This is a genomic window from Cloacibacterium sp. Arc13, assembly GCF_041431305.1.
In the GTDB taxonomy this organism is placed as follows: domain Bacteria; phylum Bacteroidota; class Bacteroidia; order Flavobacteriales; family Weeksellaceae; genus Cloacibacterium; species Cloacibacterium caeni_B.
The window spans coordinates 1-22,425 of record NZ_JASMRM010000003.1 but is presented as its reverse complement, the minus strand read 5'-3'; the positions used below and the strand labels follow the sequence as shown (position 1 = coordinate 22,425).

The window sequence follows — 22,425 nt, the reverse complement described above, 5'->3', positions numbered from 1 at the left end:
ATTGATGATTGACGATTTTTGATAGACAACTTTCTGATAAATCGTAAGTCTGAAATCGTAATTCTAAAATTAATTAGCGATATCTAAATCCTCTTTGATTGATAAAATTAGGAATATCATAACCTAAACTGAGCATGAAAGAATTTCCGCCGTATTCTTGAATATCAGACAATCCTAAATTATAAGAAGCTCCGAAATGGAGTTTATTAAGTTTAAATTTAATAATAGGTGACATGCTTAACTGTTGGCTTCCCACAGCACTTTTTGCAGTTCTGTAATTGATTCCCGCAGCAAAATAGTCACTTTCACCATACAATTTCATCAGAACATTGATGTCAAACATTCTTGATGAATTGGTATTCAAATTCATCATCACAGAAGGTTCTACCGAAAATCCTTCGGTAATTTCCCAGTCATATCCTGCATTAAGGTAAAATCTGGTTGGCGACGGTTCTATACCATTTACCACTGGTGTACTGTTACTCAATGGAATATCTGCAACAGAAATTCCCGCAAAAGCTCTGCTATAAGTAGCTTGTAATCCTAAGTTAGCATAAGCAATGAAAATACTATTGTTATTTTCGTTAAGCAAAGGATCATTTGGATCTTGCGCATTTACTTTAGAAACATCAAAGTTCTGATTGTAAAAATTTACTGATGTCCCGAAAGAAAATTGGTCTTTTCTGCCATCTTCATCACTGAGTGGAACAAAGTAAGAAGCACCAATTGCAATTCCGTTTGCAGAAATTGGCCCGTTTTGGTCATGAAAAAAATAAGCGCCTATTCCTACTCTATCAAAAGCATTGGCATGAATTCCTACCGATTGCACATTGGGAGATTCATCAAATTTCGAAAATTGTTTTTGATAATTGGCAACCAAATTTACATCATCTGTTTTACCAATATGCGCAGGGTTAAAGAGAAATTCACTATCAAATAAATACTGCTGATACATAGGAATAGTTTCTTGAGCATAGCTTAATCCTGAAAAAGCAGCAAAAAATGTGAATAATATTTTTTTCATGGTCGTGAATTTCTAAAAGTCAAATTTAAGTAAAATTGTTTTATGATACCAAAATTTTAAGAATTTTGCAAGTAATTTCTCCATTTTTCTACCGCATCTTGCATATCTTTTGGCATCGGTGATTCAAAATACATTTCTTTTTTTGTAGTAGGATGAATGAAACCTAAAGTATGAGCGTGTAAAGCATGTCTAGGTAAAACTTCGAAGACATTTTTTACAAATTGCTTGTATTTTGGTAAGTTTACCCCACGCAAAATCTGATGACCTTCATATCTTTCGTCGTTAAAAAGTGTATGACCAATATGTTTAAAATGCGCTCTAATTTGGTGAGTTCTTCCCGTCTCCAATTTACATTCTACCCAAGTCATGTATTTGAATCTTTCTAAAACTTTATAATGCGTTACGGCATGTTTTCCTTGGCTTCCATCTTCATAAACTGCCATTTGCATTCGGTTTTTCTGATGTCTTCCGATGTGTCCTCTGATTGTTCCTTCGTCATTTTCTAAATTCCCCCAAACAAAAGCCCAATACAAACGTTTGGTTTTTCGGTCAAAAAATTGCTTGGCCAAAAAGCTCAATGCATATTCATTTTTGGCTAAAACAATCAATCCAGAAGTGTCTTTATCAATTCTATGAACCAAGCCTACTCTATCTAAATCTGAAGTAAATCCATTTTTCTGAAAATGAAACGCAACTGCATTCACCAATGTTCCTTGCCAATTCCCAAAACCTGGATGCACCACAATTCCCGGTTCTTTGTCTACCACCAAAACATCATCATCTTCATAGACAATTTTAAAAGGAATATCTTCAGGAATAATAACATTTTCACGCGGAGGATGCGTTAATAAAACCGAAATTTCATCTCCCGGCTTTACACGATAATTTTGTTTTACAGGATTACCATTTACGATGACGTTTCCTGCTCTACACGTTTGCGAAATTTTATTTCTAGAAGAATTTTGGCGATAAATCAAAAGAAATTTATCTATTCTCAAAGGTTCTTGCTTTTTATCCACGGTAATATTGAGATGTTCAAACAACCCTGAGTTTTCTTCGTCATTAGAATTTTCGTCTTCTAACAATAACTCTTCTTCTAAAAAATCTTCTTTTTCGTTCATATTATTCAAAAAAACTTTGCCAAAAGATTTTCGGCAAAGTTCTATAAATTATTTTAATTTCTAAAAAACTACTCTACAATTACCTTTTTAGCAGGTTTTTCTTCTGCAGGTTTTGTGCTATTTGTATTCGTAGTTGGTTTGGGTTTTTCTACCGGTGGTTTTGGTGTAGTATTTACAGGCTCTTCACTAGGAACAGGAACAAACTGATTATCAGACGGCTCTGACATGAATTCATCATCCTTAGTTTTATAAATACTATTTAGTTTTTGAATTTGAGACTGCATTTCGGCAGGTGTTTTTTTACTCGCCCATAAATCTATTTGCATTCCTTGGTCTCTTACAGAACCACTTGCAGGATCTTGATAGTAAATAATGTCAGAATCATCACTTGATCCATCTTCATGTTCTACCAATCCTACTTCAAAGTAATTTTGTGTGATTATTGCTTTAGCTTCTGCCACAGTTCTTCCTACCAAATTAGGAATCACCACGTTTCTCATCGGTCCAGAACCAATGACTAAATCAAGCGTAGAATACATCGGCACTTTTTCTCCCGGTTTGATTACTCTGCCATTAAACATCATTCTAATGACCGCATCTTTCTGAATATTAGGCTCATAAATAGTGTCTCCTACCTTTAAACCTAATAAGTCAAACTTTCTGAAAGCCAAATACTTATATCTATCCAAAACATCAGGAACCGCAACTGGCGCATAAGTTTTAGGATTAACTTTTAAAAGAATGGCTCTACCATTTTTCACTCTAGAACCTGGATTTGGATAGATTTTAAGAACTTGCAATGGCTTAAATTTTGGATCGTATTTAAAACTATCTACTTCATATTCTAAGCCTTGGTCATCTAAAACCTCTATTGCTTGTTGTACCTTCATATTGACAACATTCGGAACTTGAATTTCTTCACCATGATTGGTGTGAAATTCTAGCCATCGAAAGGTAAGCCAAACTACTCCTACAAAAATTACAAGTGCTACTATTAAGTTTACAAAAACTTTCCAGTGGAAAAAAGATCGAAGCATAAATTTTTTATTTATTCGAAATATAAACGCAAATATAAATATAAAATTATGAAATATTTAAGTTGAAAAATAATTACATTTGCGTTTATTAGTTTTTTAAAAAGTATGAGCAAGAAAAATGTAGCCGTAGTAATGGGTGGCTTCTCTGATGAATACAAGGTTTCTCTGAAAAGCGGCCAATTGATTTATGACTCTCTAGACAGAGATTTATATAATGTTTATAAAGTAGTAGTTCTAAAAGACGAATGGTACTTTTTAAACGAAAACGAAGAAAAACTTCCCATTAACAAAGGAGATTTTTCGGTAACGCTTTCAGACGGAGCAATTTTAAAATTTGACGTTTGTTTCAACATTATTCATGGTGCTCCTGGAGAAAATGGTGAATTACAAGGCTATTGGAACGCTATTGGTCAAAAATATACAGGCTGTGATTTCTACAAAAGCGCTCTTACTTTCAACAAAAAAGATACTCTTGCCGTTTTAGCAAAGTATGGAATTCCTTCTGCAAAAAGTTTTTACCTGAGAAAAGGAGAAAACATTAATGAAGACAAAATTGTAGAAGAATTAGGTCTACCTTTATTTGTAAAACCAAATCAAAGTGGCTCTTCACTTGGGATTTCTAAAGTAAAAGAAAAGTCTGAATTGGCTTCAGCTATTGAATTTGCCTTCAAAGAAGATGATGAAATTTTAATAGAATCTTTCTTAAACGGAATGGAAGTTTCTGTAGGTGTTATCGATTACAAAGGAGAAACCATTGTTCTTGGAATTACAGAAATTGTTCCGCACAAAGAATTTTTCGATTACGAAGCAAAATATGAAGGTGCTTCCGAAGAAATTACACCAGCCAGATTAGACGAAGAAACCAGATACAAAGTAGAAAAAATCGCAAAACATGCGTATGAATCTTTGGGAATGAGCGGTTTTTCTAGAAGTGAATACATCATTATGGACGGAACGCCTTACATGCTAGAAATGAATACCAATCCTGGATTTTCGCCAGCTTCTATCTTACCTAAACAAGCAAAAATTTACGGAATTTCTATCAAAGACCTTTGTGGAAACGAAGTAGAAAAAGCGCTGAAAAAATAATTATAAATTAAAAATTCTAGATTTTAGATTATTTAAAAAAATTTAAAATCTAAAATTTAAAATCTAAAATTTAGAAATGAAAATCGCTGTATTTCCAGGATCTTTTGACCCGATTACTTTAGGACATCTTGACATTATTGAAAGAGCCGTTCCTCTGTTTGATAAATTAATCATCGCTATCGGACAGAATTCTCAGAAAAAATATATGTTTCCGCTAGAAAAACGCATGGAATTTATTCAAAAATCTGTAGCGCATTTCCCCAATGTAGAAGTAGATTATTTTGAAGGATTAACCATCGATTATTGCATCAAAAAAGAAGCTCAATTTATTCTGAGAGGTCTCAGAAATCCTGCCGATTTTGAATTTGAAAAAGCAATTGCTCATACTAACAGAACTTTGGCGAGAAGAAAATTAGAAACCGTTTTCTTACTTACCTCTTCTGGAAAATCATTTATCAGCAGCAGTATTGTGAGAGAAATTATTTCTAACAAAGGAGAATATCAATTATTTGTTCCTGATGCAGTGAGAGTATGAGTAATGGGTAATGAGCAATGTGTAATGTGTAATATTAATAACCATATTTTATGAAAAACTTTAATCAAGAGTTTAGGGATAGAACCAAAAAAAATTCTATTTCAATAATCAAATCATTAGCTCCATTACCTTATTCTGATGATTTATCAATTATCCGAAAACAAATAATTCGTTCTAGTACATCTGTAGCCGCAAATTATAGAGCAGTAACAAGGGCTCGGTCTGAAAAAGAGAAATATGCCAAAGTTTGTATTGTAGTAGAAGAGGCTGATGAAACCCAGTTTTGGCTAGAAATTATAGAAGAACTTGAATACCTTTCTATTGAAAATCTTCAAATTTTAAAAAATGAAACTGATGAAATTGTAAAAGTTATGACTACTTATAAGAAAAAATTATTAGAAATTTTATAAACATTACTTATTGCTTATTACTAATTACTTATAATTGTGCTTCCAGATTTTACCTTTTTAATAGAAGTCCTTGGTACGATATCTTTTGCGATGTCGGGAAGTTTTGCGGCTATGCAAAAGCGTTTCGATCCTTTTGGCGTTCTCATCATTGCATTTGTAACATCTGTAGGTGGCGGAACAGTAAGAGATTTATTACTAGATGTCCCTGTTTTTTGGATGCACGATTTATTAGCCGTGAGTTTGATTTTTTTCACTGCTATTTTTACGATGATATTCAAATTAATTGAGAAAAAATTTCAGGTAACGCTATTCATTTTTGATAGTCTTGGATTGGGCCTTTTTACAATTATTGGAGTTCAAAAAGGATTAAACGCAGACTTACATCCCGTTATTGGAGTCGTTTTAGGCACGATTACTGGTTGTTTTGGTGGAATTATCCGAGATATTTTACTGAACAGAATTCCTTTGATTTTCAGAAAAGAAATTTATGCGACTGCAGCAATTGCAGGTGGAATAGTCTACATCCTTCTGAGAAATTTCAGTGGTTTGTCTGAAGAAATCAATCAAATCTTAACCATTCTTCTTATTGTAAGTATTAGAACACTAGCGGTAAAATACCATTGGCAAATGCCAAAATTCTACGGAAATTTTAATGATGCAGAAATGTAGAAAGTTTGGAAGTCCGAAGTCGGAAGTAAAAAACCTATATCTCGCAACTCTTTGAAGGACAATATAAACCATAAAAAAAACTTCTGAAATATTTCTCAGAAGTTTTTTTTATAACATGCCAGTTCCTTGGCTCTTTTTACTTTTAACTTGGCTCTTTAGAAAAATTTTCCTCTGTGTCTCATTTGTGGATTATGCATGTGTTTTTGCATAGAAGGCATTTTCAATTGATCTTTCATCATTTTTATTTGATCCGCCATCATTCCTTGATCGTCTAATCTTTTGGCTTCTTCTAATAATTTTTGAGCTTCTGCTTTTCTTCCTTTAGAAAGTGCTGCTGCAGCTATATTTAAGGTAGCCATTGCTCTATCGTGCTTCATATTTAAGCCATATTCTAAAGCTTTTTTCATCAATGGTTCTACTTTTGCGGGATGTTCTTGCGCCAAAGTTAGACCTTGTAAATAATGGAAATAACCATATTGAGATTTGTGCAACTGAGATTGGTAGTTTTTAATGTAAGTTAACCAATGTGCAGCTTTTACAAAATTCTGTTTTCTCATTTGCCAAAAAGCCAATAAGATGTATTCATTTTTGAAAAATAATAAAATAGGACTCAGCGAAAAGAATATTACTACAATTCCCCATCCTATTTGACGGTTCATCATCAGGTAAACTCCCGCAGCAATCATTAAGCCAGCAATTAAAAATTTTATGTACTTATTCATCTCTTAAAATTAAGTGTGCAAATATAAAAATTAGATGTTAGATTTCAGACATTAGACGCTAGTCTTTTTTGTAAAAGTTTGAAAACAAAAATCATATTGATTTTTTTCGTCTTTTTCATGACAAGTTTCTTGAGTTTTCTGCCAAATTTTCTCGTCTATTTTTGGAAAATAAGTATCAGCTTCTAAAGTAGCATCTACCAAAGTAATCTCTAATTGATCTGCCAAATCTATTGTTTGTTCATAAATAGTACCTCCACCAATCACAAAAACATTTTCGTCTATTTTTTTTGCAAATTTCAGTGCTTCTTTAATACTTCCTACGATAAGAATTCCTTCTTCAAACCAATCATTTTTTCTGCTAATCACAATATTAGTGCGATTAGGAAGCGGTTTACCAATACTTTCGTAGGTTTTTCTGCCCATAATAATAGGGTGACCACTGGTAAGTTCTTTAAAATGTTTTAAATCTTTAGGTAAATGCCAAAGCAACTGGTTATCAATACCAATTTCTCTGTTTTTTCCCATTGCTACTACTATTGTAATCATTTGAAGGTATATTTTACAAAATTAGCATAATATTTGTATATTTGAGTTACTTAATCACTTTATAAACACTATTAAAAAAAATTAAACTATGAACAACAAAGGATGTTTTGGCATTGGAACAATAGGTTTGGTTACATTAATTTTAGGTGTAGCTATATTATCTTGGGGAATTTATATTAGAAATATTTTTGTAGGAAGCGAACAAAACGTAAACGAAAAATGGGCAAATGTAGAAACCGTTTATCAAAAAAGAGCTAACCTTATTCCGAACTTAGAAAGAACCGTAAAATCTTATGCTAAATTCGAGCAAGAAACTTTAACCAAAGTAATCGAAGCACGTTCTAAAGCGACTCAAGTAACGATAGACCCAACTAATATGACCGAAGCTGATTTGGCAAAATTCCAAGCTGCACAAGGTGAATTATCTGGCGCTTTGAGCAGATTAATGGCAGTGGTAGAACAATATCCTAATCTAAAAGCTGACCAACAGTTTATCGATTTCCAAAGAGAATATACCGCGATTGAAAACAGCATAAGAGCAGAAACCGTAAACTATAACGCTGCGGTGAAAGAATACAATACTTCTATTAAAGTTTTCCCGAATAACATCATCGCAAATTTTTCTAATTTCAAAGAAAAACCTTTATTTAAAGCAGATGCAGGTACTGAAAAAGCTCCTGAAGTTTTCACTGAATAATGAGTAATTTTTTAAACAATATTCAAATGGCTTCCCTAGTGGAAGCCATTCAACAAGCGGAAGACCATTCTACCGGAGAAATTCGTGTGCATATAGACCAAAACTCAGATGACAATAATGCAAAAATTGCTTTTGACGTTTTTAAATCTCTGGGAATGGACAAAACCAAAGAAAGAAATGCCGTACTTTTTCATGTAAATTTTGAAGAAAAATACTTAACCATTATTGGCGACAAAGGTATACATGAAAAAGTGCATCAAAAATTTTGGAATGATTTGCATGACAAAATAACCTCAGCTTTCTCTCAAGGTCAATATTTCGAAGGTTTGCGAGATGCTATTTTAGAAACCGGATTAGAATTGAAAAAATTCTTCCCTATTGACGGAGAAAATCACAATGAATTACCTAATGAAATTACCTTCTCTTAAAAATTTCTTCGTTTTAGTTTTACTTAGCTGTTATAGTTTTATTTCAGCACAATATAACGTTCCAGAACCTCCCAGTAAAATTTATCCTGTTTATGACGAAGTAGGCTTACTCAATGCTACGGAAACAGAAGAAATTAATCAAAAACTCATCAAATTTGCAGATTCTTCTTCTACAGAAATTTTGGTAGTCATTATTCCTACCACCAATGGAGAAGATGTAAATTTTGTAGCGACACAATGGGGAGAAAAATGGAAAATAGGAGAAAAAGAACAAGATAACGGCGTTGTTTTCCTCATTGCAACCGAAGACAGAAAAATGTCTATTCAGCAAGGTCGTGGTGTAGAGCAATATCTTACCGCTTCGGTTTCTGGGCAAATTCTAGATTATTTGGTAACACCAAATTTCAAAAAAGGGCAATGGTTTGCAGGAATAAACGCTGGAACTTCTGCAATAATAGATGCTGTAAGAGGTAAATTTAAACCACTTTCTGAATCAGAACCTCAACCGATTGATATTTCCCTGAAACACGTTCTTATTTTCGCACTTATTCTGTTCTTCATTATTTATATTTTGTCAAAAAGCAATAATGGTGGCGGTTTTGGCAATGATGATGGAGATGTAATTATTACCAGAAGAGGAAGAAGAGTCTATCCAGGTGGTTTCTTCCCAGGAAGTTTTGGAGGAGGTTTCGGAGGCGGAAGTTCAGGTGGCGGATTTGGCGGTTTCGGTGGTGGCGGAAGTTTTGGCGGAGGTGGCGCTTCTGGAGGTTGGTAGAAAATTTTGAATCAAGACAAAAATTAAAAAAATAAAAAAGCATCCAAAATTTGGATGCTTTTTCGGTTTAATAATTGGAATATGAAGAAAAATGAATTTTAATTTATATTTACGCTTCCACTGCTGCTTTCAGAAGAAGAAATAACAGGATTTCCCAGTTTTTTAAGATTTACATCTCCACTAGAAGAAGCTTGTGCTGAAGCTTTTTGAGAAACCATCGCAGAAATACTTGCTGATGAAGAAGCATGAAACTCTCCTTCTTTTACTTCTAAATTTCTCCCGTTAAAATCACCAGAAGAACTCGCGTGAATGCTTCCATGTTGCACTTTTCCATCTACAGAAAAATCACCACTAGAAGAAACTTCGAAACGAGCATAATCTGCCCAAACTTTTCCAGAAAAACCGCCACTACTTCCCACAGAAATATCCAATTGATTGGCTTCTAAATGTCCATCAATATCAGCAGAGCTGGAAACATCTACTTTCAGTTTATCTTGCATAAAAGTATCTTTCACCTTTACAGAAGCACTAGAATTCGCTCTCAATTCATCAAAATCTTTAGCATAAACAACGGCTTTTACTCTTTCTGTAGAAATAGGATTTCTATAATCAGAATCTACATAAATTCTTACGTTTTGTCCGTTTTGTTCTACTTTCACAAATTCTAAAATATCTGAAGGCGCAGAAATAACTACTTTTTCTACATCAGATTTTACAATATCTGCATGAATAGAAGTAGAAACTTCTATGCTATTGAAATCTCCCGAAAATACTTTTTCAGTCATCGGTCCATTTCCTTTTTTGCCAGTGAAAATATCACCAATGCTTCCATCATCAGATTTTACATTGATGCAAGAAGCTAATGATAAGCTTAAAAGAAAGACAGGAATCGTTTTTTGCATGATTAATATTTTAATAATTAGACGTTTAGATTTATTTTTTGTTACAAAATTGCTTTTGGCAGAATACTGAATCGCTTTCTACAAATTTTGTATCTTTAACCCTATAAATATTCAACAATTTAACAATGAAAAATATTACATCAATTTTGCTGATGTCTGCATTAGGTTTCAGCATTTCTTGTTCTACCATGAAAGAAAATACCACAAAAATTGATGATACTGCTGTTTTAAACAATCCTTTTTATAAGAAAAGTACATTGCAGTATCAGGCTCCAGAATTTGACAAAATTAAAGACGAACATTTTGCTCCCGCTTTTGATTATGGTTTAAAAGTAAACGAAGCAGAAATTGCTACAATAGTGAGCAAAAAGGAAGCCGCAACATTTGAAAATACCATTTTGGCACTTGAAAAAAGCGGTGAAGTACTGAAACGTGCACAAATTGTTTTCTACAACCTTACTGGTTCTAATACCAATCCTACTATACAGAAAATAGAAGAACAATACGCTCCCATTTTTGCATCTCATGCAGATAAAATTTATTTAAATTCTGCACTTTATAATAGAATTAAAGCCATTAAAACAGATGGTTTAGATGCAGAAGATCAAAGATTATTAGAAGTGTACAAGCAACGTTTTGAATTGGCTGGTGCTAATCTTTCAGACTCTGACAAAGAGCAAATGAAAAAAATAAATGCAGAATTGGCAACACTTTCTACTCAGTTTTCTAGTAAATTATTAGAAGCGAGAAAAAAAGGAGCTGTTTTAATTTCAGACGTTAAGGAATTAGACGGATTATCTGCTGATGAAATTGCTGCTGCAGCTACAGATGCTAAAAATGCTGGTTATGAAGGCAAATATCTTTTGACTTTGCTCAATACAACTCAACAACCGCTTCTTCAAAATCTTAAAAACAGAGCGACCAGAGAAAAATTATTCAAAGCTTCTTGGTACAGAGCAGAAAAAGGAGACGAAAACGATACAAGAGCGATCCTCGAAAGACAAGCAAAACTGAGAATGGAGAAAGCGCATCTTATGGGAAAATCTTCTTACGCTGAACTGAATTTGGTAGACCAAATGGCAAAAAAACCAGAAAACGCAATGGATCTACTTTACCAATTAGGAAAACCTGCGGTAGAGCAAGCGAAAAGAGAAATTGTAGATATTCAAGCGCTAATTGATGCTCAAAAAGGCGGCTTCGAACTCGCACCTTGGGATTGGAATTTCTATGCAGAACAAGTGCGTAAAGCAAAATATGATTTAGACGAAAACCAAATCAAACCTTATTTTGAAGTGTCCACCGTTTTAGAAAAAGGCGTTTTCTACGCTGCAGAAAAATTCTACGGAATTACTTTCAAAGAAAGAAAAGATTTACCAGTTTATCATCCAGATGTAGTAGCTTATGAAGTTTTTGATAGAGACGGAAAATCTTTAGCGATTTATTACTTAGATTTTTACACCAGAGATAATAAAAATGGTGGCGCTTGGATGAGCAACTTCGTAGAACAATCATTCATGACGGGAACTAAACCTGTAATTGTAAATGTTTTCAACTACCAAAAACCTGCTCCAGGAAAACCTTCATTAATTTCTTATGATGATGTTTCTACCATGTTCCACGAATTTGGTCATACTTTACACGGACTTTTTGCCAACCAAAAATACATTACCATTTCTGGAACCAATGTTCCTAGAGATTTTGTAGAATTCCCTTCTCAAATCAATGAATTTTTTGCGCTAGAGCCTTCAGTTCTTAAAAATTATGCACTACACTACGAAACCAAAGAACCAATGCCTCAAACTTTGGTAGATAAAATTAAAAAAGCGGCTACTTTTAACCAAGGTTATGCCACTACAGAATTGGTTTCTGCAGCAACATTAGATATGGCTTGGCATTCTGTAAAATCTGATGCCGAAATAAAACCTACTTTAGATTTTGAAAAAGAAGTCTTAACCAAATACGGATTTACTTTGCCACAAGTTCCGCCGAGATATCATTCTCCTTATTTCGCTCACATTTGGGGAGGCGGTTATTCTGCAGGTTATTACGCTTATATGTGGAGTGATGTTCTGAATGCAGATGCTTGGAAATGGATTACCGACAATGGTGGAATGACCAGAGAAAACGGCGATCGTTTCAGAAAATATATTCTATCTGTAGGAAATTCTGTAGACTTGAATCAAGCGTTCAAAGATTTTACAGGAAGAACTCCAGACATTAAACCACTTTTACAAAACAAAGGATTTGTGAAATAAATAAAATTTGAATTTTACTTCGCTAGTCAATAGTGAATAAAAAACCGCAGAAGTCGTTTCTGCGGTTTTTTGTATTTTAAGAATAGTAAATTTTCTTTTTCCAAAGATTAAAATTTTTAGATTTGTGACATGAACAAATTCCAATTACACTTATTTCTGTTTTTAAAAATCCCAATTTCTTGGATTGCAGGAGTACGTCTAAAAGAAATGAATGATGAAATCTGCATCACCAAAGTAAAATTCGGTTGGCTGAACCAAAACCCTTTCAATTCTATGTTTTGGGCAGTTCAAGGAATGGCTGCAGAGTTTTCTACGGGGTTTCTTTGCGCCGAAAAAATTAGAAAATCAGGCAAAAAAATATCTATGTTGGTAGTTCATAACCAAGCTGAATTCACCAAAAAAGCTGTGGGTAAAGTTACTTTTTCTTGTCATCAAGGAAAAGAATTGGATGCTGTTTTACAAAAAGCCATCGAAACTGGAGAAGGACAAACTTTAACCATGTTTTCTGAAGGAAAAGACCAAAAAGGCGATTTGGTTTCTAAATTTGCTTTTACCTGGAGTTTTAAAGTGAAAAACTAGAGAAACTTTTGCTAATAAAGCAGATTCAGCAGATATAATCAGCATAATCAGCCAAATTTGTGACAGGAATAAACCTATTCAAAATCATTTATTTAAAAACGAAAGGTTTGTTTTTTTTCACTAATTTAGTTTTCTAAAACTAAAAACCATTTTCTATGCTACTGGATTTACTGTTTCCGAACAGATGTCTACATTGTAATACCATCATTTCAAAAGACGAATTGGTTTGCCATGTATGTTTTCCTCAAATTAAGTTTTCTCATTTTAATTTCTACGAAGAAAATCCTCTGAAACAGAGATGTAAGCTTTTATTCCCTGTGAAAAACGCTTATGCTGTGATGGAATTTCAAGAAGAAGCATTGAGCCAAAAAATCATTCACCAACTCAAATATCGTTCTCAGGAAAAAGTTGGAAAAATCATGGCTGAATGGACTTTGGAAAGAATCTACCTTTCAGAAAAACCAGATGTTTTGATTACGGTTCCGCTTCATCCTAAAAAATTAAAAAAACGAGGTTATAATCAGTTGCATGTTTTTGCAGACACGCTTTCTAAAAATTGGGAAATTCCTCATCATAAAGAAGCGCTCAAAAGAAATTCTTACCAAAAAGCACAAGCTCAAAAAGACAAATCTCATCGCGCCGAAACGAAATACGATTTCTCGCTCACCGAAGAAATTTCTGGCAAACATGTTTTGTTAATAGACGATGTTTTCACCACGGGAAATACTATAAGCGCCATTGCTTGGGAAATTTTGAAAAATCCAAGGAATGAAGTTAGCGTTTTGGTGATGGCTTTTGATTCGTAGTGATTATCTCTGTAATTTTTGTCCGTAAGACAAATCTCCAGCATCTCCTAATCCCGGAGAAATATAACCTTTTGACGTAAGATTTTCATCGATAGCTCCTACCCAAATATGAGCATCTGGAAATGCATTGGAAAGCGTTTCTACACCTTGTTTACTTGCAATAACGGCTACAATGTGGAGTTGAGAAGGTGTTCCGTGGTTTAATAAATCTTTCAGCGCTTCAATTAAACTTGCTCCTGTTGCTAACATGGGATCTGCTACAATTAATGGTCTTCCGTCTACACTAGGACAAGTAAGATAATCTTGTTTTATGGAGAAATAATCATTGGCATCGTGTTTTCTGTAAGCGGCAACGAAACCACAGTCTGCTTTGTCAAAATAATTAAGAATTCCTTCAAAAAGAGGAACTCCTGCTCTCAAAATAGTCGTAATTACAGGTTGAACTGCAATTTCTTTCACCATAATTTTGTCTAATGGAGTAGAAATTTCTATTTCTTTGACTTCTAAACCTTTAGAAATTTCAAAAGCTGCAATTTCGCCGATTCTTTCCATGCTTTTACGGAAATTGGCTCTATTGGTTTGGGTTTCTACGTTTCTTAGTTCGTTGATCCAAGAATTGACTAATGAGAAATTTTGAGAAAGAACAGTTACCATGTGGATGTGAGGATTTATTAAAAATAATTTTTACAAATTTATTGATATTTTTTATGTGATTGAAATGATTTTGAACATCAATTTCATTTTGAATGAAAAAACCCTTTCAGAATAGAGCATTCTAAAAGGGCTTAATCATTTATTTTTGTCTGAAATATACATCAATAGGAACTCCTGTAAAATCAAATTGCTTACGCAATTGGTTTTCGATGAACCTTCTGTAAGGTTCTTTCACATATTGTGGTAAATTACAGAAAAACGCAAACTGCGGAACTGGAGTTGGTAATTGGGTGATATATTTGATTTTCACATATTTTCCTTTGATTGCAGGAGGTGGAGTTTGTTCAATAATAGGTAATAAAATTTCGTTAAGCTTAGAAGTTTTGATTCTTTTCTTACGATTTTCATAAACCATCATGGCAGTTTCTACCGCTTTTAAGATTCTTTGTTTCGTTAATGCAGAAACAAAAAGAATAGGAACGTCATTAAACTGAGCGATTTTTTCTTTGATTTTATTCTCAAAATCTCTCATGGTATTGGTTTCTTTTTCTACCAAATCCCACTTATTTACTACAATTACGATTCCTTTTCTATTTTTTTGAGCCAAAGAAAAGATATTCATATCCTGAGATTCCCAACCTAAAGTAGCATCTACCATAATAATCACCACATCAGAATGCTCAATGGCTCTAATAGAGCGCATTACGGAATAAAACTCTAAGTCTTCAGAAACTTTAGACTTTCTACGCATTCCGGCAGTATCTACCAACACGAACTCATGTCCGAATTTATTATATAAAGTTTCGATGGAATCTCTGGTTGTACCAGCAATATCAGTAACAATGTTTCTGTTATCATCCAAAAGTGCATTGGTAAGTGTAGATTTTCCTACGTTTGGTCTTCCTGCAATGGTAATTTTTGGCAAGCCTTCGAAAGGATCTTTGTATTCTGTAGTTGGGAAATCTGCAACCAAGTCATCTAACAATTCACCCGTTCCAGAACCTGTAGCAGAAGAAAGCGTATAATATTTTTCTACTCCTAACTGATAAAATTCTGTAGCAGCAAGCATTTCTTTAGCAGAGTCAACTTTGTTTACCACTAAATATAGAGGTTTATTGGCTTTTCTTAAAAGATTATAGATTTCGTGGTCTATATCTTGAAGTCCTTCTTCTACGTTTACCATAAAAATGATAGAAGTGGCTTCATCTACTGCCAACTGAACTTGTTTACGGATTTCTTCTTCGAAGATATCATCACTACCTACATCATAACCACCAGTATCTATTACGGTAAAGTCTACTCCATTCCAGTCAGATTTACCATAATGACGGTCTCTGGTTACACCAGCTGTAGAATCTACGATGGCTTCTCTTCTCTCTAATAAACGATTAAATAATGTAGATTTTCCTACGTTGGGACGACCAACGATTGCAACGATATTACTCATAAAAATTGTATTAATAATCCCTAAAAATTATAAAATAGGATTAAGTTATTAATTAGGTATCTCCCACTTTGGGAGCCTTAAAATTTTTGCAAAGATAAGATTTTAAATTTATTTATTGAATAAGGTCATGATTTTCAATTCTTATGAAGAAATATTTTTATGATATGAAATTCATAAAATTTGACTAAAAGGATGACAACTTAGAAAAATATGAATATATTTTGTAACTTCACACATCAAATAAAAACCAATCATGAAAAAACTATTTTTTCTTTTAGTTCTGGCTTTTACGTTATTACAATTTTTTCAAATTGATAAAACCAATCCACCAGTAGACAAAAACATGGATTTTTTAACCATTAAAAAAACACCTGAAGATGTAGCTCAACTCATCAAAACAAGTTGCTATGATTGCCACTCCAACGAATCTGTATATCCTTGGTACACCAATATTCAGCCATTCGGTTGGTTTGTAAAAGACCACATAGAAGAAGGAAGAAAAGAACTTAATTTTTCTACATTTGCCACTTACGAACCATTAAGACAAGCCAAAAAACTTAAAAAATCTGCCCACGAACTAGAGGAAGGCAAAATGCCATTAGAATCTTACCTTCTCATTCATCAAGATGCAAAACTTACTCCTGAACAAAAACAAAAACTACAGGCGTATTTCATTTCCATCAAAGAAGTAACTGCCATGATGAACAATCTAACAGATGAACAACTAAAAATTAAGGAAGAATAATTTGATAGACCAAAATAAATTTTACCTCTTTTACGATGGATACTGTGGTTTCTGCAATTTTTGGGTACATTGGATTTTAAAAAACGACTCCAAAGACCAATTCCTTTTTGCTTCATTACAAGGAAAATTTGGACAAGAATTTCTAAAACAAAGAGGTTTAGAACAAGAAAATCTCAACACTATTTATCTCTGGAAGCCAGAAAAATATTATCTCAATAAATCTAATGCAGCCATCACCATTGCCGAAAAATTAGGTGGAATATACTCATTAGCATCAATTTTTAGAATCATTCCTAGATTTTTGAGAGATTGGGTTTATGATTGTATTGCAAGAAATCGCCATCGATTAATAAAGAATTCTTGCGCAATACTCACTCCAGAACAACAGAAAAAATTCATAGACTAATTACCGAAATTAGTGCTTTATCATTCTAATCACTATCTTTGCAATTATGGAATACAATACACAAAGAACTCGTCTCCATTTACCAGAATATGGTCGTAATATTCAGCAGCTCGTAGAACGTTGCAAAGAACTTCCTACCAAAGAAGAACGCAACGAAATGGCTGCCGCAATGGTAGATTTCATGGGGCAGAGAAATCCGCACCTTCGTGACGAGGAAAATTATAAACATAAACTTTGGGATCATCTTTTTATATTAGCAGAGTATGACTTAGATGTAGATGCTCCCTATCCTTTCCCTACCAGAGAAGAATTGGCACAGAAACCCAATAAAATGGAGTACCCAAAACTTCAGGGAGATTATAAATTCTACGGCAAAAGCATCCTTCAATTGATAGACAAAGCCATAGAACTAGAAGATGGAGAAGAAAAAGAAGCTTTGATAGAAGTAATTGCCAATAACATGAAGAAATCTTATAATGTGTACAACAAAGAACACGTACAGGATGAGGTAATCTTCCGTCATTTAAAGGAACTATCAGAAAACAGATTAGACCTTACCAGTCTAGATTCTCTCGAAAAAAGCAGAATTTATTACTCTACCAACAAGAATAAAAACCAAAAAAACAACCCTAAAAAACGTTTCAACAACCATAATAAAAACCGAAAAAGATAATGAGTGAAGCATTTCAAATAAGAGGAGGAAAAAAATTACACGGCGAAATCACACCACAAGGTGCAAAAAATGAAGCGTTGCAAATTCTTTGTGCAGTGCTTTTAACTGACGAAGAAGTTAGAATTAAAAATATTCCAGATATTCATGACGTAAACCGTCTTATCGAAATTCTGGGAGATTTCGGGGTGAAGATTACTAAAAATGCGCACGGTGATTATACTTTCAAAGCAGACCACGTTAACTTTGATTACATAAAATCTAAAGAATTCAAAAAAGATGGAGCCAAATTACGTGGGTCTATCATGATTCTTGGACCTATGCTTGCTAGATTTGGCGAAGCGTATATGCCAACTCCAGGTGGTGACAAAATTGGAAGAAGAAGATTAGATACTCACTTTCAAGGATTTGTAGAACTCGGAGCAGAATTTCATTATGACGAAACTGAATATTTCTATACTTTAAAGGCTAAAGAACTTCGCGGTAAATTTATTTTATTAGAAGAAGCTTCTGTAACGGGAACTGCCAATATCATTATGGCTGCAGTTTTAGCCAAAGGAAAAACAAGAATTTACAATGCAGCGTGTGAACCTTACCTTCAACAATTATGCAGAATGCTCAATAGAATGGGCGCAAAAATTGAAGGAATTGGTTCTAACTTATTAACCATCGAAGGCGTTTCTCATCTTCATGGAACAGAGCACACCATGCTTCCAGATATGGTAGAAATTGGTTCTTGGATTGGTCTTGCAGCAATGACACGTTCTGAAATAACCATCAAAAATGTACATTGGAACCAATTAGGAATTATCCCGAATGTTTTCAGAAAATTAGGAATTCAATTGGAACAAAGCGGTGATGACATCTACATTCCAGAACAAGAACACTATAAAATTCAGAAATTTATTGACGGTTCTATTTTGACAGTTTCAGACGCACCTTGGCCAGGATTTACACCAGATTTATTGTCTATCGTTTTGGTAGTGGCTACTCAAGCCAAAGGAACTGTTTTGATTCACCAAAAAATGTTTGAATCGAGATTATTCTTTGTAGATAAATTGATTGATATGGGCGCTCAGATTATTCTGTGTGATCCTCACAGAGCAACTGTAGTAGGTCTTAACCATGAATTCCCATTGCGTGGAACCAACATGACTTCGCCAGATATTAGAGCAGGAAACGCACTTCTTATCGCGGCACTTTCTGCAGATGGAAAATCAATTATTCATAACATTGAGCAAATTGACAGAGGTTATGAAAACATTGATGGAAGACTAAAAGCTCTAGGAGCAGATATTGAAAGAATTCAATTATAAAACAAAACGCAACTTTTTCAAGTTGCGTTTTTTATTTCTTCACAAAAGCATTTTCATACTTTTCAATCCAATCTTGTGGAGTCATTTTTCGAGCCAATTCACCTATCAATTCATAAGGAATATCTTCAGGTTTTTTAAAACGCATACAAGATTTCCCCATGTCTAGTTTCTTTTTAGAATGTTTTGGAAACTCTTCTTGAAACCAATGCAAGAGTTTTTCGTCTGCATAAATTCCCATGTGATAAAGATTGATAGAATTTTTCTGCGAAGCTATACTAAGAAATGGCAAAGGCAATTCTGGAGTACAATGATAACCTTTAGGATAAATACTTTTAGGAACTACATAACCAATCATTCCATAGCTCAACTGTTCTTCGAAACCATTAGGTAAATTTTCAGAAATAACTTTTCTCAATTTTTCTATGGGTTCTTTTCGCTCATCGGGAAGATTTTCTAAATATTCTTGAACAGATTGGGCTTCTATTTTCATTTTCAATTTTTTTCAAATTTAAAAATAAATCAATACATTACCTCTTCGAGATACCACTACTTCATCAAAAAATTTCATTACTTTTGTGCTACAAAATTTCAGATATGCCAAAAACATCAGTAAGAGCAGGAAGAATGCCTGCTTCACCAATTAGAAAGTTAGTTCCTTATGCAATTGCTGCTAAAGCAAAAGGCACAAAAGTGTATCACCTGAACATTGGTCAACCAGACATCGAAACACCAAAAACCGCTCTTGATGCACTGAAAAATATCGATTTAAAAGTTCTAGAATATGCTCTTTCTGAAGGAAATTTAGAGTATAGAAAACAATTAGAAAAATACTACCACTCTCTTGGTTTTACCGATTTAACAACTGATAATTTCATCGTAACCAATGGTGGTTCTGAAGCACTAAATTTTGCACTTTCTGTATTGTGTGATGACGGAGACGAAATCATTATTCCAGAACCTTATTATGCAAATTATAACGGATTTACCAATGCTATTGGCGTAAAAGTAGTAGCCGTTCCTTCTACTATTGATACTGGTTTTGCTTTACCTTCTATTGAAGAATTTGAAAAGAAAATTACAGATAAAACCAGAGCAATTATCGTTTGTAACCCTGGAAATCCTACTGGTTATCTTTATACCAGAGAAGAATTACAAAAATTAGCAGAAATTGTTTTGAAACACGATATTGTTATCATTTCAGACGAAGTGTACAGAGAATATGTTTATGATGGCGAGAAGCAAGTATCTATGCTAGAATTTCCAGAAATTGCGGAACATTCTATCATCATTGATTCAGAATCTAAGCGTTATTCTATGTGTGGAGTAAGAATTGGTTGTTTAGTTACTCGTTCTAAAACGCTTCATGATGCTGCCATGAAATTTGCTCAGGCAAGACTTTCTCCAGTGCTTATTGGTCAGATTTTAGCAACAGCTGCGCATGATAATGACACAGAATACATTCAATCTGTTCGTGAAGAATATACCAAACGTAGAAATCTTTTGGTAGAATTATTAAATGAAATTCCGGGTGTGAAATGCCCAACTCCAAAAGGTGCATTTTACTGTGTAGCAGAATTACCAGTAGAAGATGCTGATGATTTTGCACAATGGTTGCTCGAACATTTTTCTGACAATGGCGAAACCGTAATGGTAGCACCAGCTTCAGGTTTTTATTCGGTTCCAGAACTTGGGAAAAAGCAAGTAAGAATTGCCTATGTTCTAAAAGAAGAAGACTTGCGAAGAAGCGTAGAATTAATCAAAATCGCTTTAGAGCAATACAAAAAATAAAATTTTTAAAAACGGACTTCGGTTCGTTTTTTTATTTTTAAATTTGAAAAAAACTTAACATGAATCAAGAATATAAATGTGGAATTTGTGGTGAAATTCACAATGATTATCCTGCTTTAGCATATCCAAGTCCAGACTCTTATTATTGGCTTTCTGACGATGAAAAGATAAAATACAACGCATATTTGGATTCTGATTTTTGTAAAATTGAATACCCAAACCAAACAGATAGGTTTATTAGAGTAGTTTTAAAACAAAAAATCATCAATTCTCAGATTACTTTAGAATATGGACTTTGGGTTTCTTTGAGTGAAAGTAGCTATAATGATTATTTTTTGAACTATAATAATGAAAATCATCAAACACAATACTTTGGCTGGCTAAATAATAACATACCTGATTATAACTTTCAAGAAAGTATTCCTACAACTGTAGTTACAAAATTAGGAAATGAGCGTCCTGAAATTTTCCCACACTCAGATTTTGAACATCCGTTTGTAAGTGATTACTATAATGGAATTACAAAAGATGAAGCCGAAAAAAGAATACATGAAATGCTTTCAAAATTGACAGAGTAAGTTTTATTGCTATAGTAAATATTTCTCCTAACTTATTTTCAGTAAATTTGTAAAAATTAGAAACTGAAGGCTTCGCAAATACTTTGCAGTCAAAAAGACTTTTGAAAAAAATGAAAATTCAAGAAAATATCTCCTTAAAGAATTACAATACTTTTGGTGTAGAAGCAAAAGCACATGATTTTGCCGAAGTACATGATTTGCACGAGCTAAAATATGCCACAGAATTTGCCAAAATCAATCATTTTAAAATCCTTTTTTTAGGTGGCGGAAGCAATTTGCTCTTCACCCAAGATTTTGATGGATTGGTCATTAAATTAAATTTAAAAGGGATTTCCGAAGAAATTTTAGACGAAAATCATGTGCACGTTTCTGCAAAAGCAGGAGAAAACTGGCATGAATTTGTACTCTACACACTTTCTAAAAATTATGGCGGATTAGAAAATCTTTCGCTCATTCCGGGAAATGTGGGAACTTGTCCTATTCAGAATATTGGCGCTTATGGAACAGAAATTAAAGACCATTTCGTTTCTTGCAAAGCTCTAAATTTAGAAACTTCAGAAATTGAGGAATTATCATTGGAAGATTGCAAATTTGGTTATAGAGATTCTATCTTTAAAACTTCTGCCAAAGGAAAATATGTAATTGTAGAAGTCACGTTTAAACTGACCACCCAAAACCATCACATCAAAACAGAATATGGAGCAATTTCTACAGAATTAAAAAATTTAGGAATTGAAAATCCTACTATTCAAGAGGTTTCTAAAGCGGTAATTAATATCAGACAAAGCAAACTGCCCAATCCTGCCGAAATTGGAAACGCTGGAAGTTTCTTCAAAAACCCTACTATTCCTTTGACACAATTTGAAAATTTAAAAGAAAAATTTCCTGAAATTCAAGGATATGCAAATGGTGATTGGGTAAAAGTTCCTGCGGGTTGGCTCATAGAAAATGCTGGATGGAAAGGCAAACAAATAGGAAATGTAGCTTCTCATAAATTACAAGCCTTGGTCATCATTAACGCCACTGGAAACGCATCAGGAAAAGAAATTTATGATTTTTCTACCCAGATTATTGACTCTGTTAAAGAAAAATACGGAATAGAACTAGAAAGAGAAGTCAATATTTTATAGAATTATCAATAAAATCAATTCAATAGCGTCCTAAATAAAAAAATAAGAAGGAATTAAAGTAACTCAAAGTATCTTTGAGGTTGTACAACAAAAAAA

26 protein-coding genes are annotated in these 22,425 nt (G+C 33.5%); 17 read left to right on the top strand and 9 right to left on the bottom strand.

Annotated elements, in window-relative coordinates:
• Positions 1-73: 73 nt before the first annotated feature.
• The 3 genes from QO190_RS03700 to QO190_RS03690 form a co-directional block, all read right to left on the bottom strand.
• Complete coding sequence (locus QO190_RS03700; protein ID WP_371461864.1) at positions 74-1,024, bottom strand: PorP/SprF family type IX secretion system membrane protein; 951 nt, start codon at positions 1,022-1,024, stop codon at positions 74-76.
• A 56-nt stretch (positions 1,025-1,080) separates the two neighbouring features.
• Positions 1,081-2,145: an RluA family pseudouridine synthase gene (locus QO190_RS03695; RefSeq protein ID WP_371481259.1), complete on the bottom strand. Its 1,065-nt coding sequence runs from the start codon at positions 2,143-2,145 to the stop codon at positions 1,081-1,083.
• 68 nt (positions 2,146-2,213) lie between these two features.
• Positions 2,214-3,182: a PASTA domain-containing protein gene (locus QO190_RS03690; protein WP_371461862.1), complete on the bottom strand. Its 969-nt coding sequence runs from the start codon at positions 3,180-3,182 to the stop codon at positions 2,214-2,216.
• A gap of 105 nt (positions 3,183-3,287) precedes the next feature.
• On the opposite strand from QO190_RS03690, the gene QO190_RS03685 reads away from it, so the two are divergent.
• From QO190_RS03685 to QO190_RS03670, 4 genes are all read left to right on the top strand, one after another.
• On the top strand, positions 3,288-4,271 hold the full coding sequence (locus tag QO190_RS03685; RefSeq protein WP_371461861.1) for a D-alanine--D-alanine ligase: 984 nt from the start codon (positions 3,288-3,290) through the stop codon (positions 4,269-4,271).
• Between the two features lie 76 nt (positions 4,272-4,347).
• The gene (gene coaD / locus QO190_RS03680; RefSeq protein WP_069799615.1) at positions 4,348-4,806 is read left to right on the top strand and encodes a pantetheine-phosphate adenylyltransferase; all 459 of its coding nucleotides are present in this window, start codon (positions 4,348-4,350) and stop codon (positions 4,804-4,806) included.
• Positions 4,807-4,856: 50 nt separating this feature from the next.
• A complete protein-coding gene (locus QO190_RS03675; RefSeq protein ID WP_371461860.1) occupies positions 4,857-5,216 on the top strand; it encodes a four helix bundle protein in 360 nt (119 codons plus the stop codon).
• A 36-nt stretch (positions 5,217-5,252) separates the two neighbouring features.
• Positions 5,253-5,885, top strand: coding sequence for a trimeric intracellular cation channel family protein (locus tag QO190_RS03670; RefSeq protein WP_371461859.1), 633 nt, complete (start codon positions 5,253-5,255; stop codon positions 5,883-5,885).
• Between the two features lie 155 nt (positions 5,886-6,040).
• Here the strand turns inward: QO190_RS03670 and QO190_RS03665 are convergent, their stop codons facing one another.
• Together QO190_RS03665 and QO190_RS03660 are read right to left on the bottom strand one after the other, a co-directional pair.
• On the bottom strand, positions 6,041-6,607 hold the full coding sequence (locus QO190_RS03665) for a hypothetical protein (RefSeq protein WP_069799619.1): 567 nt from the start codon (positions 6,605-6,607) through the stop codon (positions 6,041-6,043).
• 51 nt (positions 6,608-6,658) lie between these two features.
• Positions 6,659-7,153, bottom strand: a complete 495-nt coding sequence (locus QO190_RS03660; protein ID WP_371461858.1) for a dihydrofolate reductase — start codon at positions 7,151-7,153, stop codon at positions 6,659-6,661.
• Positions 7,154-7,241: 88 nt separating this feature from the next.
• Between QO190_RS03660 and QO190_RS03655 the strand changes: the two genes are divergently transcribed.
• From QO190_RS03655 to QO190_RS03645, 3 genes are read left to right on the top strand one after another with little or no spacing between them, the layout of a single operon-like run.
• Positions 7,242-7,850 carry a LemA family protein gene (locus QO190_RS03655; RefSeq protein ID WP_371461857.1) on the top strand — a complete coding sequence of 203 codons (609 nt, stop codon included), beginning with the start codon at positions 7,242-7,244 and terminating at the stop codon, positions 7,848-7,850.
• Positions 7,850-8,278 carry a TPM domain-containing protein gene (locus QO190_RS03650; protein ID WP_371461856.1) on the top strand — a complete coding sequence of 143 codons (429 nt, stop codon included), beginning with the start codon at positions 7,850-7,852 and terminating at the stop codon, positions 8,276-8,278. Before QO190_RS03655 ends, QO190_RS03650 begins: the two co-directional genes overlap by 1 nt.
• Complete coding sequence (locus QO190_RS03645) at positions 8,259-9,053, top strand: YgcG family protein (protein WP_371461993.1); 795 nt, start codon at positions 8,259-8,261, stop codon at positions 9,051-9,053. The genes QO190_RS03650 and QO190_RS03645 overlap by 20 nt, the downstream gene beginning before the upstream one ends.
• Before the next feature lie 98 nt (positions 9,054-9,151).
• Here QO190_RS03645 and QO190_RS03640 read toward each other — a convergent pair whose 3' ends face one another.
• Positions 9,152-9,955 (bottom strand): head GIN domain-containing protein, encoded by an 804-nt coding sequence (locus tag QO190_RS03640; RefSeq protein ID WP_371461855.1) that lies wholly within the window; start codon positions 9,953-9,955, stop codon positions 9,152-9,154.
• Between the two features lie 125 nt (positions 9,956-10,080).
• On the opposite strand from QO190_RS03640, the gene QO190_RS03635 reads away from it, so the two are divergent.
• The 3 genes from QO190_RS03635 to QO190_RS03625 all read left to right on the top strand — a co-directional run bounded on the left by QO190_RS03635 (position 10,081) and on the right by QO190_RS03625 (position 13,595).
• Positions 10,081-12,210, top strand: coding sequence for a M3 family metallopeptidase (locus tag QO190_RS03635; protein ID WP_371461854.1), 2,130 nt, complete (start codon positions 10,081-10,083; stop codon positions 12,208-12,210).
• A 129-nt stretch (positions 12,211-12,339) separates the two neighbouring features.
• Positions 12,340-12,789, top strand: a complete 450-nt coding sequence (locus QO190_RS03630; protein ID WP_371461852.1) for a DUF4442 domain-containing protein — start codon at positions 12,340-12,342, stop codon at positions 12,787-12,789.
• 155 nt (positions 12,790-12,944) lie between these two features.
• Positions 12,945-13,595: a ComF family protein gene (locus tag QO190_RS03625; protein WP_069799636.1), complete on the top strand. Its 651-nt coding sequence runs from the start codon at positions 12,945-12,947 to the stop codon at positions 13,593-13,595.
• A 3-nt stretch (positions 13,596-13,598) separates the two neighbouring features.
• On the opposite strand, the gene upp is transcribed toward QO190_RS03625, so the two are convergent.
• Together upp and der are read right to left on the bottom strand one after the other, a co-directional pair.
• A complete protein-coding gene (upp, locus tag QO190_RS03620; protein WP_371461850.1) occupies positions 13,599-14,249 on the bottom strand; it encodes a uracil phosphoribosyltransferase in 651 nt (216 codons plus the stop codon).
• Between the two features lie 139 nt (positions 14,250-14,388).
• Positions 14,389-15,696, bottom strand: coding sequence for a ribosome biogenesis GTPase Der (der, locus tag QO190_RS03615; protein ID WP_069799639.1), 1,308 nt, complete (start codon positions 15,694-15,696; stop codon positions 14,389-14,391).
• Between the two features lie 253 nt (positions 15,697-15,949).
• Here der and QO190_RS03610 point away from each other — a divergent pair, with 253 nt between their 5' ends.
• Genes QO190_RS03610 through murA form a run of 4 tightly spaced genes read left to right on the top strand, consistent with a single transcriptional unit; the run spans position 15,950 to position 18,833 of the window.
• Positions 15,950-16,441 (top strand): heme-binding domain-containing protein, encoded by a 492-nt coding sequence (locus tag QO190_RS03610; protein WP_371461847.1) that lies wholly within the window; start codon positions 15,950-15,952, stop codon positions 16,439-16,441.
• A 1-nt stretch (position 16,442) separates the two neighbouring features.
• The gene (locus QO190_RS03605; RefSeq protein WP_371461845.1) at positions 16,443-16,847 is read left to right on the top strand and encodes a thiol-disulfide oxidoreductase DCC family protein; all 405 of its coding nucleotides are present in this window, start codon (positions 16,443-16,445) and stop codon (positions 16,845-16,847) included.
• A 46-nt stretch (positions 16,848-16,893) separates the two neighbouring features.
• Entirely contained in the window at positions 16,894-17,520 is a 627-nt protein-coding gene (locus tag QO190_RS03600) for a DUF4290 domain-containing protein (protein WP_371461844.1), read from the top strand.
• Positions 17,520-18,833: a UDP-N-acetylglucosamine 1-carboxyvinyltransferase gene (gene murA, locus QO190_RS03595; protein WP_371461842.1), complete on the top strand. Its 1,314-nt coding sequence runs from the start codon at positions 17,520-17,522 to the stop codon at positions 18,831-18,833. Before QO190_RS03600 ends, murA begins: the two co-directional genes overlap by 1 nt.
• A 31-nt stretch (positions 18,834-18,864) precedes the next feature.
• Here the strand turns inward: murA and QO190_RS03590 are convergent, their stop codons facing one another.
• A complete protein-coding gene (locus tag QO190_RS03590; RefSeq protein WP_371461841.1) occupies positions 18,865-19,323 on the bottom strand; it encodes a DUF1801 domain-containing protein in 459 nt (152 codons plus the stop codon).
• A gap of 104 nt (positions 19,324-19,427) precedes the next feature.
• Here QO190_RS03590 and QO190_RS03585 point away from each other — a divergent pair, with 104 nt between their 5' ends.
• From QO190_RS03585 to murB, 3 genes are all read left to right on the top strand, one after another.
• A complete protein-coding gene (locus QO190_RS03585) occupies positions 19,428-20,621 on the top strand; it encodes a pyridoxal phosphate-dependent aminotransferase (RefSeq protein WP_371461839.1) in 1,194 nt (397 codons plus the stop codon).
• Between the two features lie 59 nt (positions 20,622-20,680).
• Positions 20,681-21,199 (top strand): DUF2199 domain-containing protein, encoded by a 519-nt coding sequence (locus tag QO190_RS03580; protein ID WP_213189831.1) that lies wholly within the window; start codon positions 20,681-20,683, stop codon positions 21,197-21,199.
• Between the two features lie 110 nt (positions 21,200-21,309).
• A complete protein-coding gene (gene murB / locus QO190_RS03575) occupies positions 21,310-22,329 on the top strand; it encodes a UDP-N-acetylmuramate dehydrogenase (RefSeq protein WP_371461837.1) in 1,020 nt (339 codons plus the stop codon).
• The last annotated feature ends 96 nt before the right edge of the window (positions 22,330-22,425 follow it).

Bases quoted from the DNA above. Each gene is read 5' to 3' on its own strand.
- QO190_RS03700 (WP_371461864.1), bottom strand. From the start codon at position 1,024: ATGAAAAAAATATTATTCACATTTTTTGCTGCTTTTTCAGGATTAAGC.
- QO190_RS03695 (WP_371481259.1), bottom strand. From the start codon at position 2,145: ATGAACGAAAAAGAAGATTTTTTAGAAGAAGAGTTATTGTTAGAAGAC.
- QO190_RS03690 (WP_371461862.1), bottom strand. From the start codon at position 3,182: ATGCTTCGATCTTTTTTCCACTGGAAAGTTTTTGTAAACTTAATAGTA.
- QO190_RS03685 (WP_371461861.1), top strand. From the start codon at position 3,288: ATGAGCAAGAAAAATGTAGCCGTAGTAATGGGTGGCTTCTCTGATGAA.
- coaD (WP_069799615.1), top strand. From the start codon at position 4,348: ATGAAAATCGCTGTATTTCCAGGATCTTTTGACCCGATTACTTTAGGA.
- QO190_RS03675 (WP_371461860.1), top strand. From the start codon at position 4,857: ATGAAAAACTTTAATCAAGAGTTTAGGGATAGAACCAAAAAAAATTCT.
- QO190_RS03665 (WP_069799619.1), bottom strand. From the start codon at position 6,607: ATGAATAAGTACATAAAATTTTTAATTGCTGGCTTAATGATTGCTGCG.
- QO190_RS03660 (WP_371461858.1), bottom strand. From the start codon at position 7,153: ATGATTACAATAGTAGTAGCAATGGGAAAAAACAGAGAAATTGGTATT.
- QO190_RS03655 (WP_371461857.1), top strand. From the start codon at position 7,242: ATGAACAACAAAGGATGTTTTGGCATTGGAACAATAGGTTTGGTTACA.
- QO190_RS03650 (WP_371461856.1), top strand. From the start codon at position 7,850: ATGAGTAATTTTTTAAACAATATTCAAATGGCTTCCCTAGTGGAAGCC.
- QO190_RS03645 (WP_371461993.1), top strand. From the start codon at position 8,259: ATGAAATTACCTTCTCTTAAAAATTTCTTCGTTTTAGTTTTACTTAGC.
- QO190_RS03640 (WP_371461855.1), bottom strand. From the start codon at position 9,955: ATGCAAAAAACGATTCCTGTCTTTCTTTTAAGCTTATCATTAGCTTCT.
- QO190_RS03635 (WP_371461854.1), top strand. From the start codon at position 10,081: ATGAAAAATATTACATCAATTTTGCTGATGTCTGCATTAGGTTTCAGC.
- QO190_RS03630 (WP_371461852.1), top strand. From the start codon at position 12,340: ATGAACAAATTCCAATTACACTTATTTCTGTTTTTAAAAATCCCAATT.
- QO190_RS03625 (WP_069799636.1), top strand. From the start codon at position 12,945: ATGCTACTGGATTTACTGTTTCCGAACAGATGTCTACATTGTAATACC.
- upp (WP_371461850.1), bottom strand. From the start codon at position 14,249: ATGGTAACTGTTCTTTCTCAAAATTTCTCATTAGTCAATTCTTGGATC.
- der (WP_069799639.1), bottom strand. From the start codon at position 15,696: ATGAGTAATATCGTTGCAATCGTTGGTCGTCCCAACGTAGGAAAATCT.
- QO190_RS03610 (WP_371461847.1), top strand. From the start codon at position 15,950: ATGAAAAAACTATTTTTTCTTTTAGTTCTGGCTTTTACGTTATTACAA.
- QO190_RS03600 (WP_371461844.1), top strand. From the start codon at position 16,894: ATGGAATACAATACACAAAGAACTCGTCTCCATTTACCAGAATATGGT.
- murA (WP_371461842.1), top strand. From the start codon at position 17,520: ATGAGTGAAGCATTTCAAATAAGAGGAGGAAAAAAATTACACGGCGAA.
- QO190_RS03590 (WP_371461841.1), bottom strand. From the start codon at position 19,323: ATGAAAATAGAAGCCCAATCTGTTCAAGAATATTTAGAAAATCTTCCC.
- QO190_RS03585 (WP_371461839.1), top strand. From the start codon at position 19,428: ATGCCAAAAACATCAGTAAGAGCAGGAAGAATGCCTGCTTCACCAATT.
- QO190_RS03580 (WP_213189831.1), top strand. From the start codon at position 20,681: ATGAATCAAGAATATAAATGTGGAATTTGTGGTGAAATTCACAATGAT.
- murB (WP_371461837.1), top strand. From the start codon at position 21,310: ATGAAAATTCAAGAAAATATCTCCTTAAAGAATTACAATACTTTTGGT.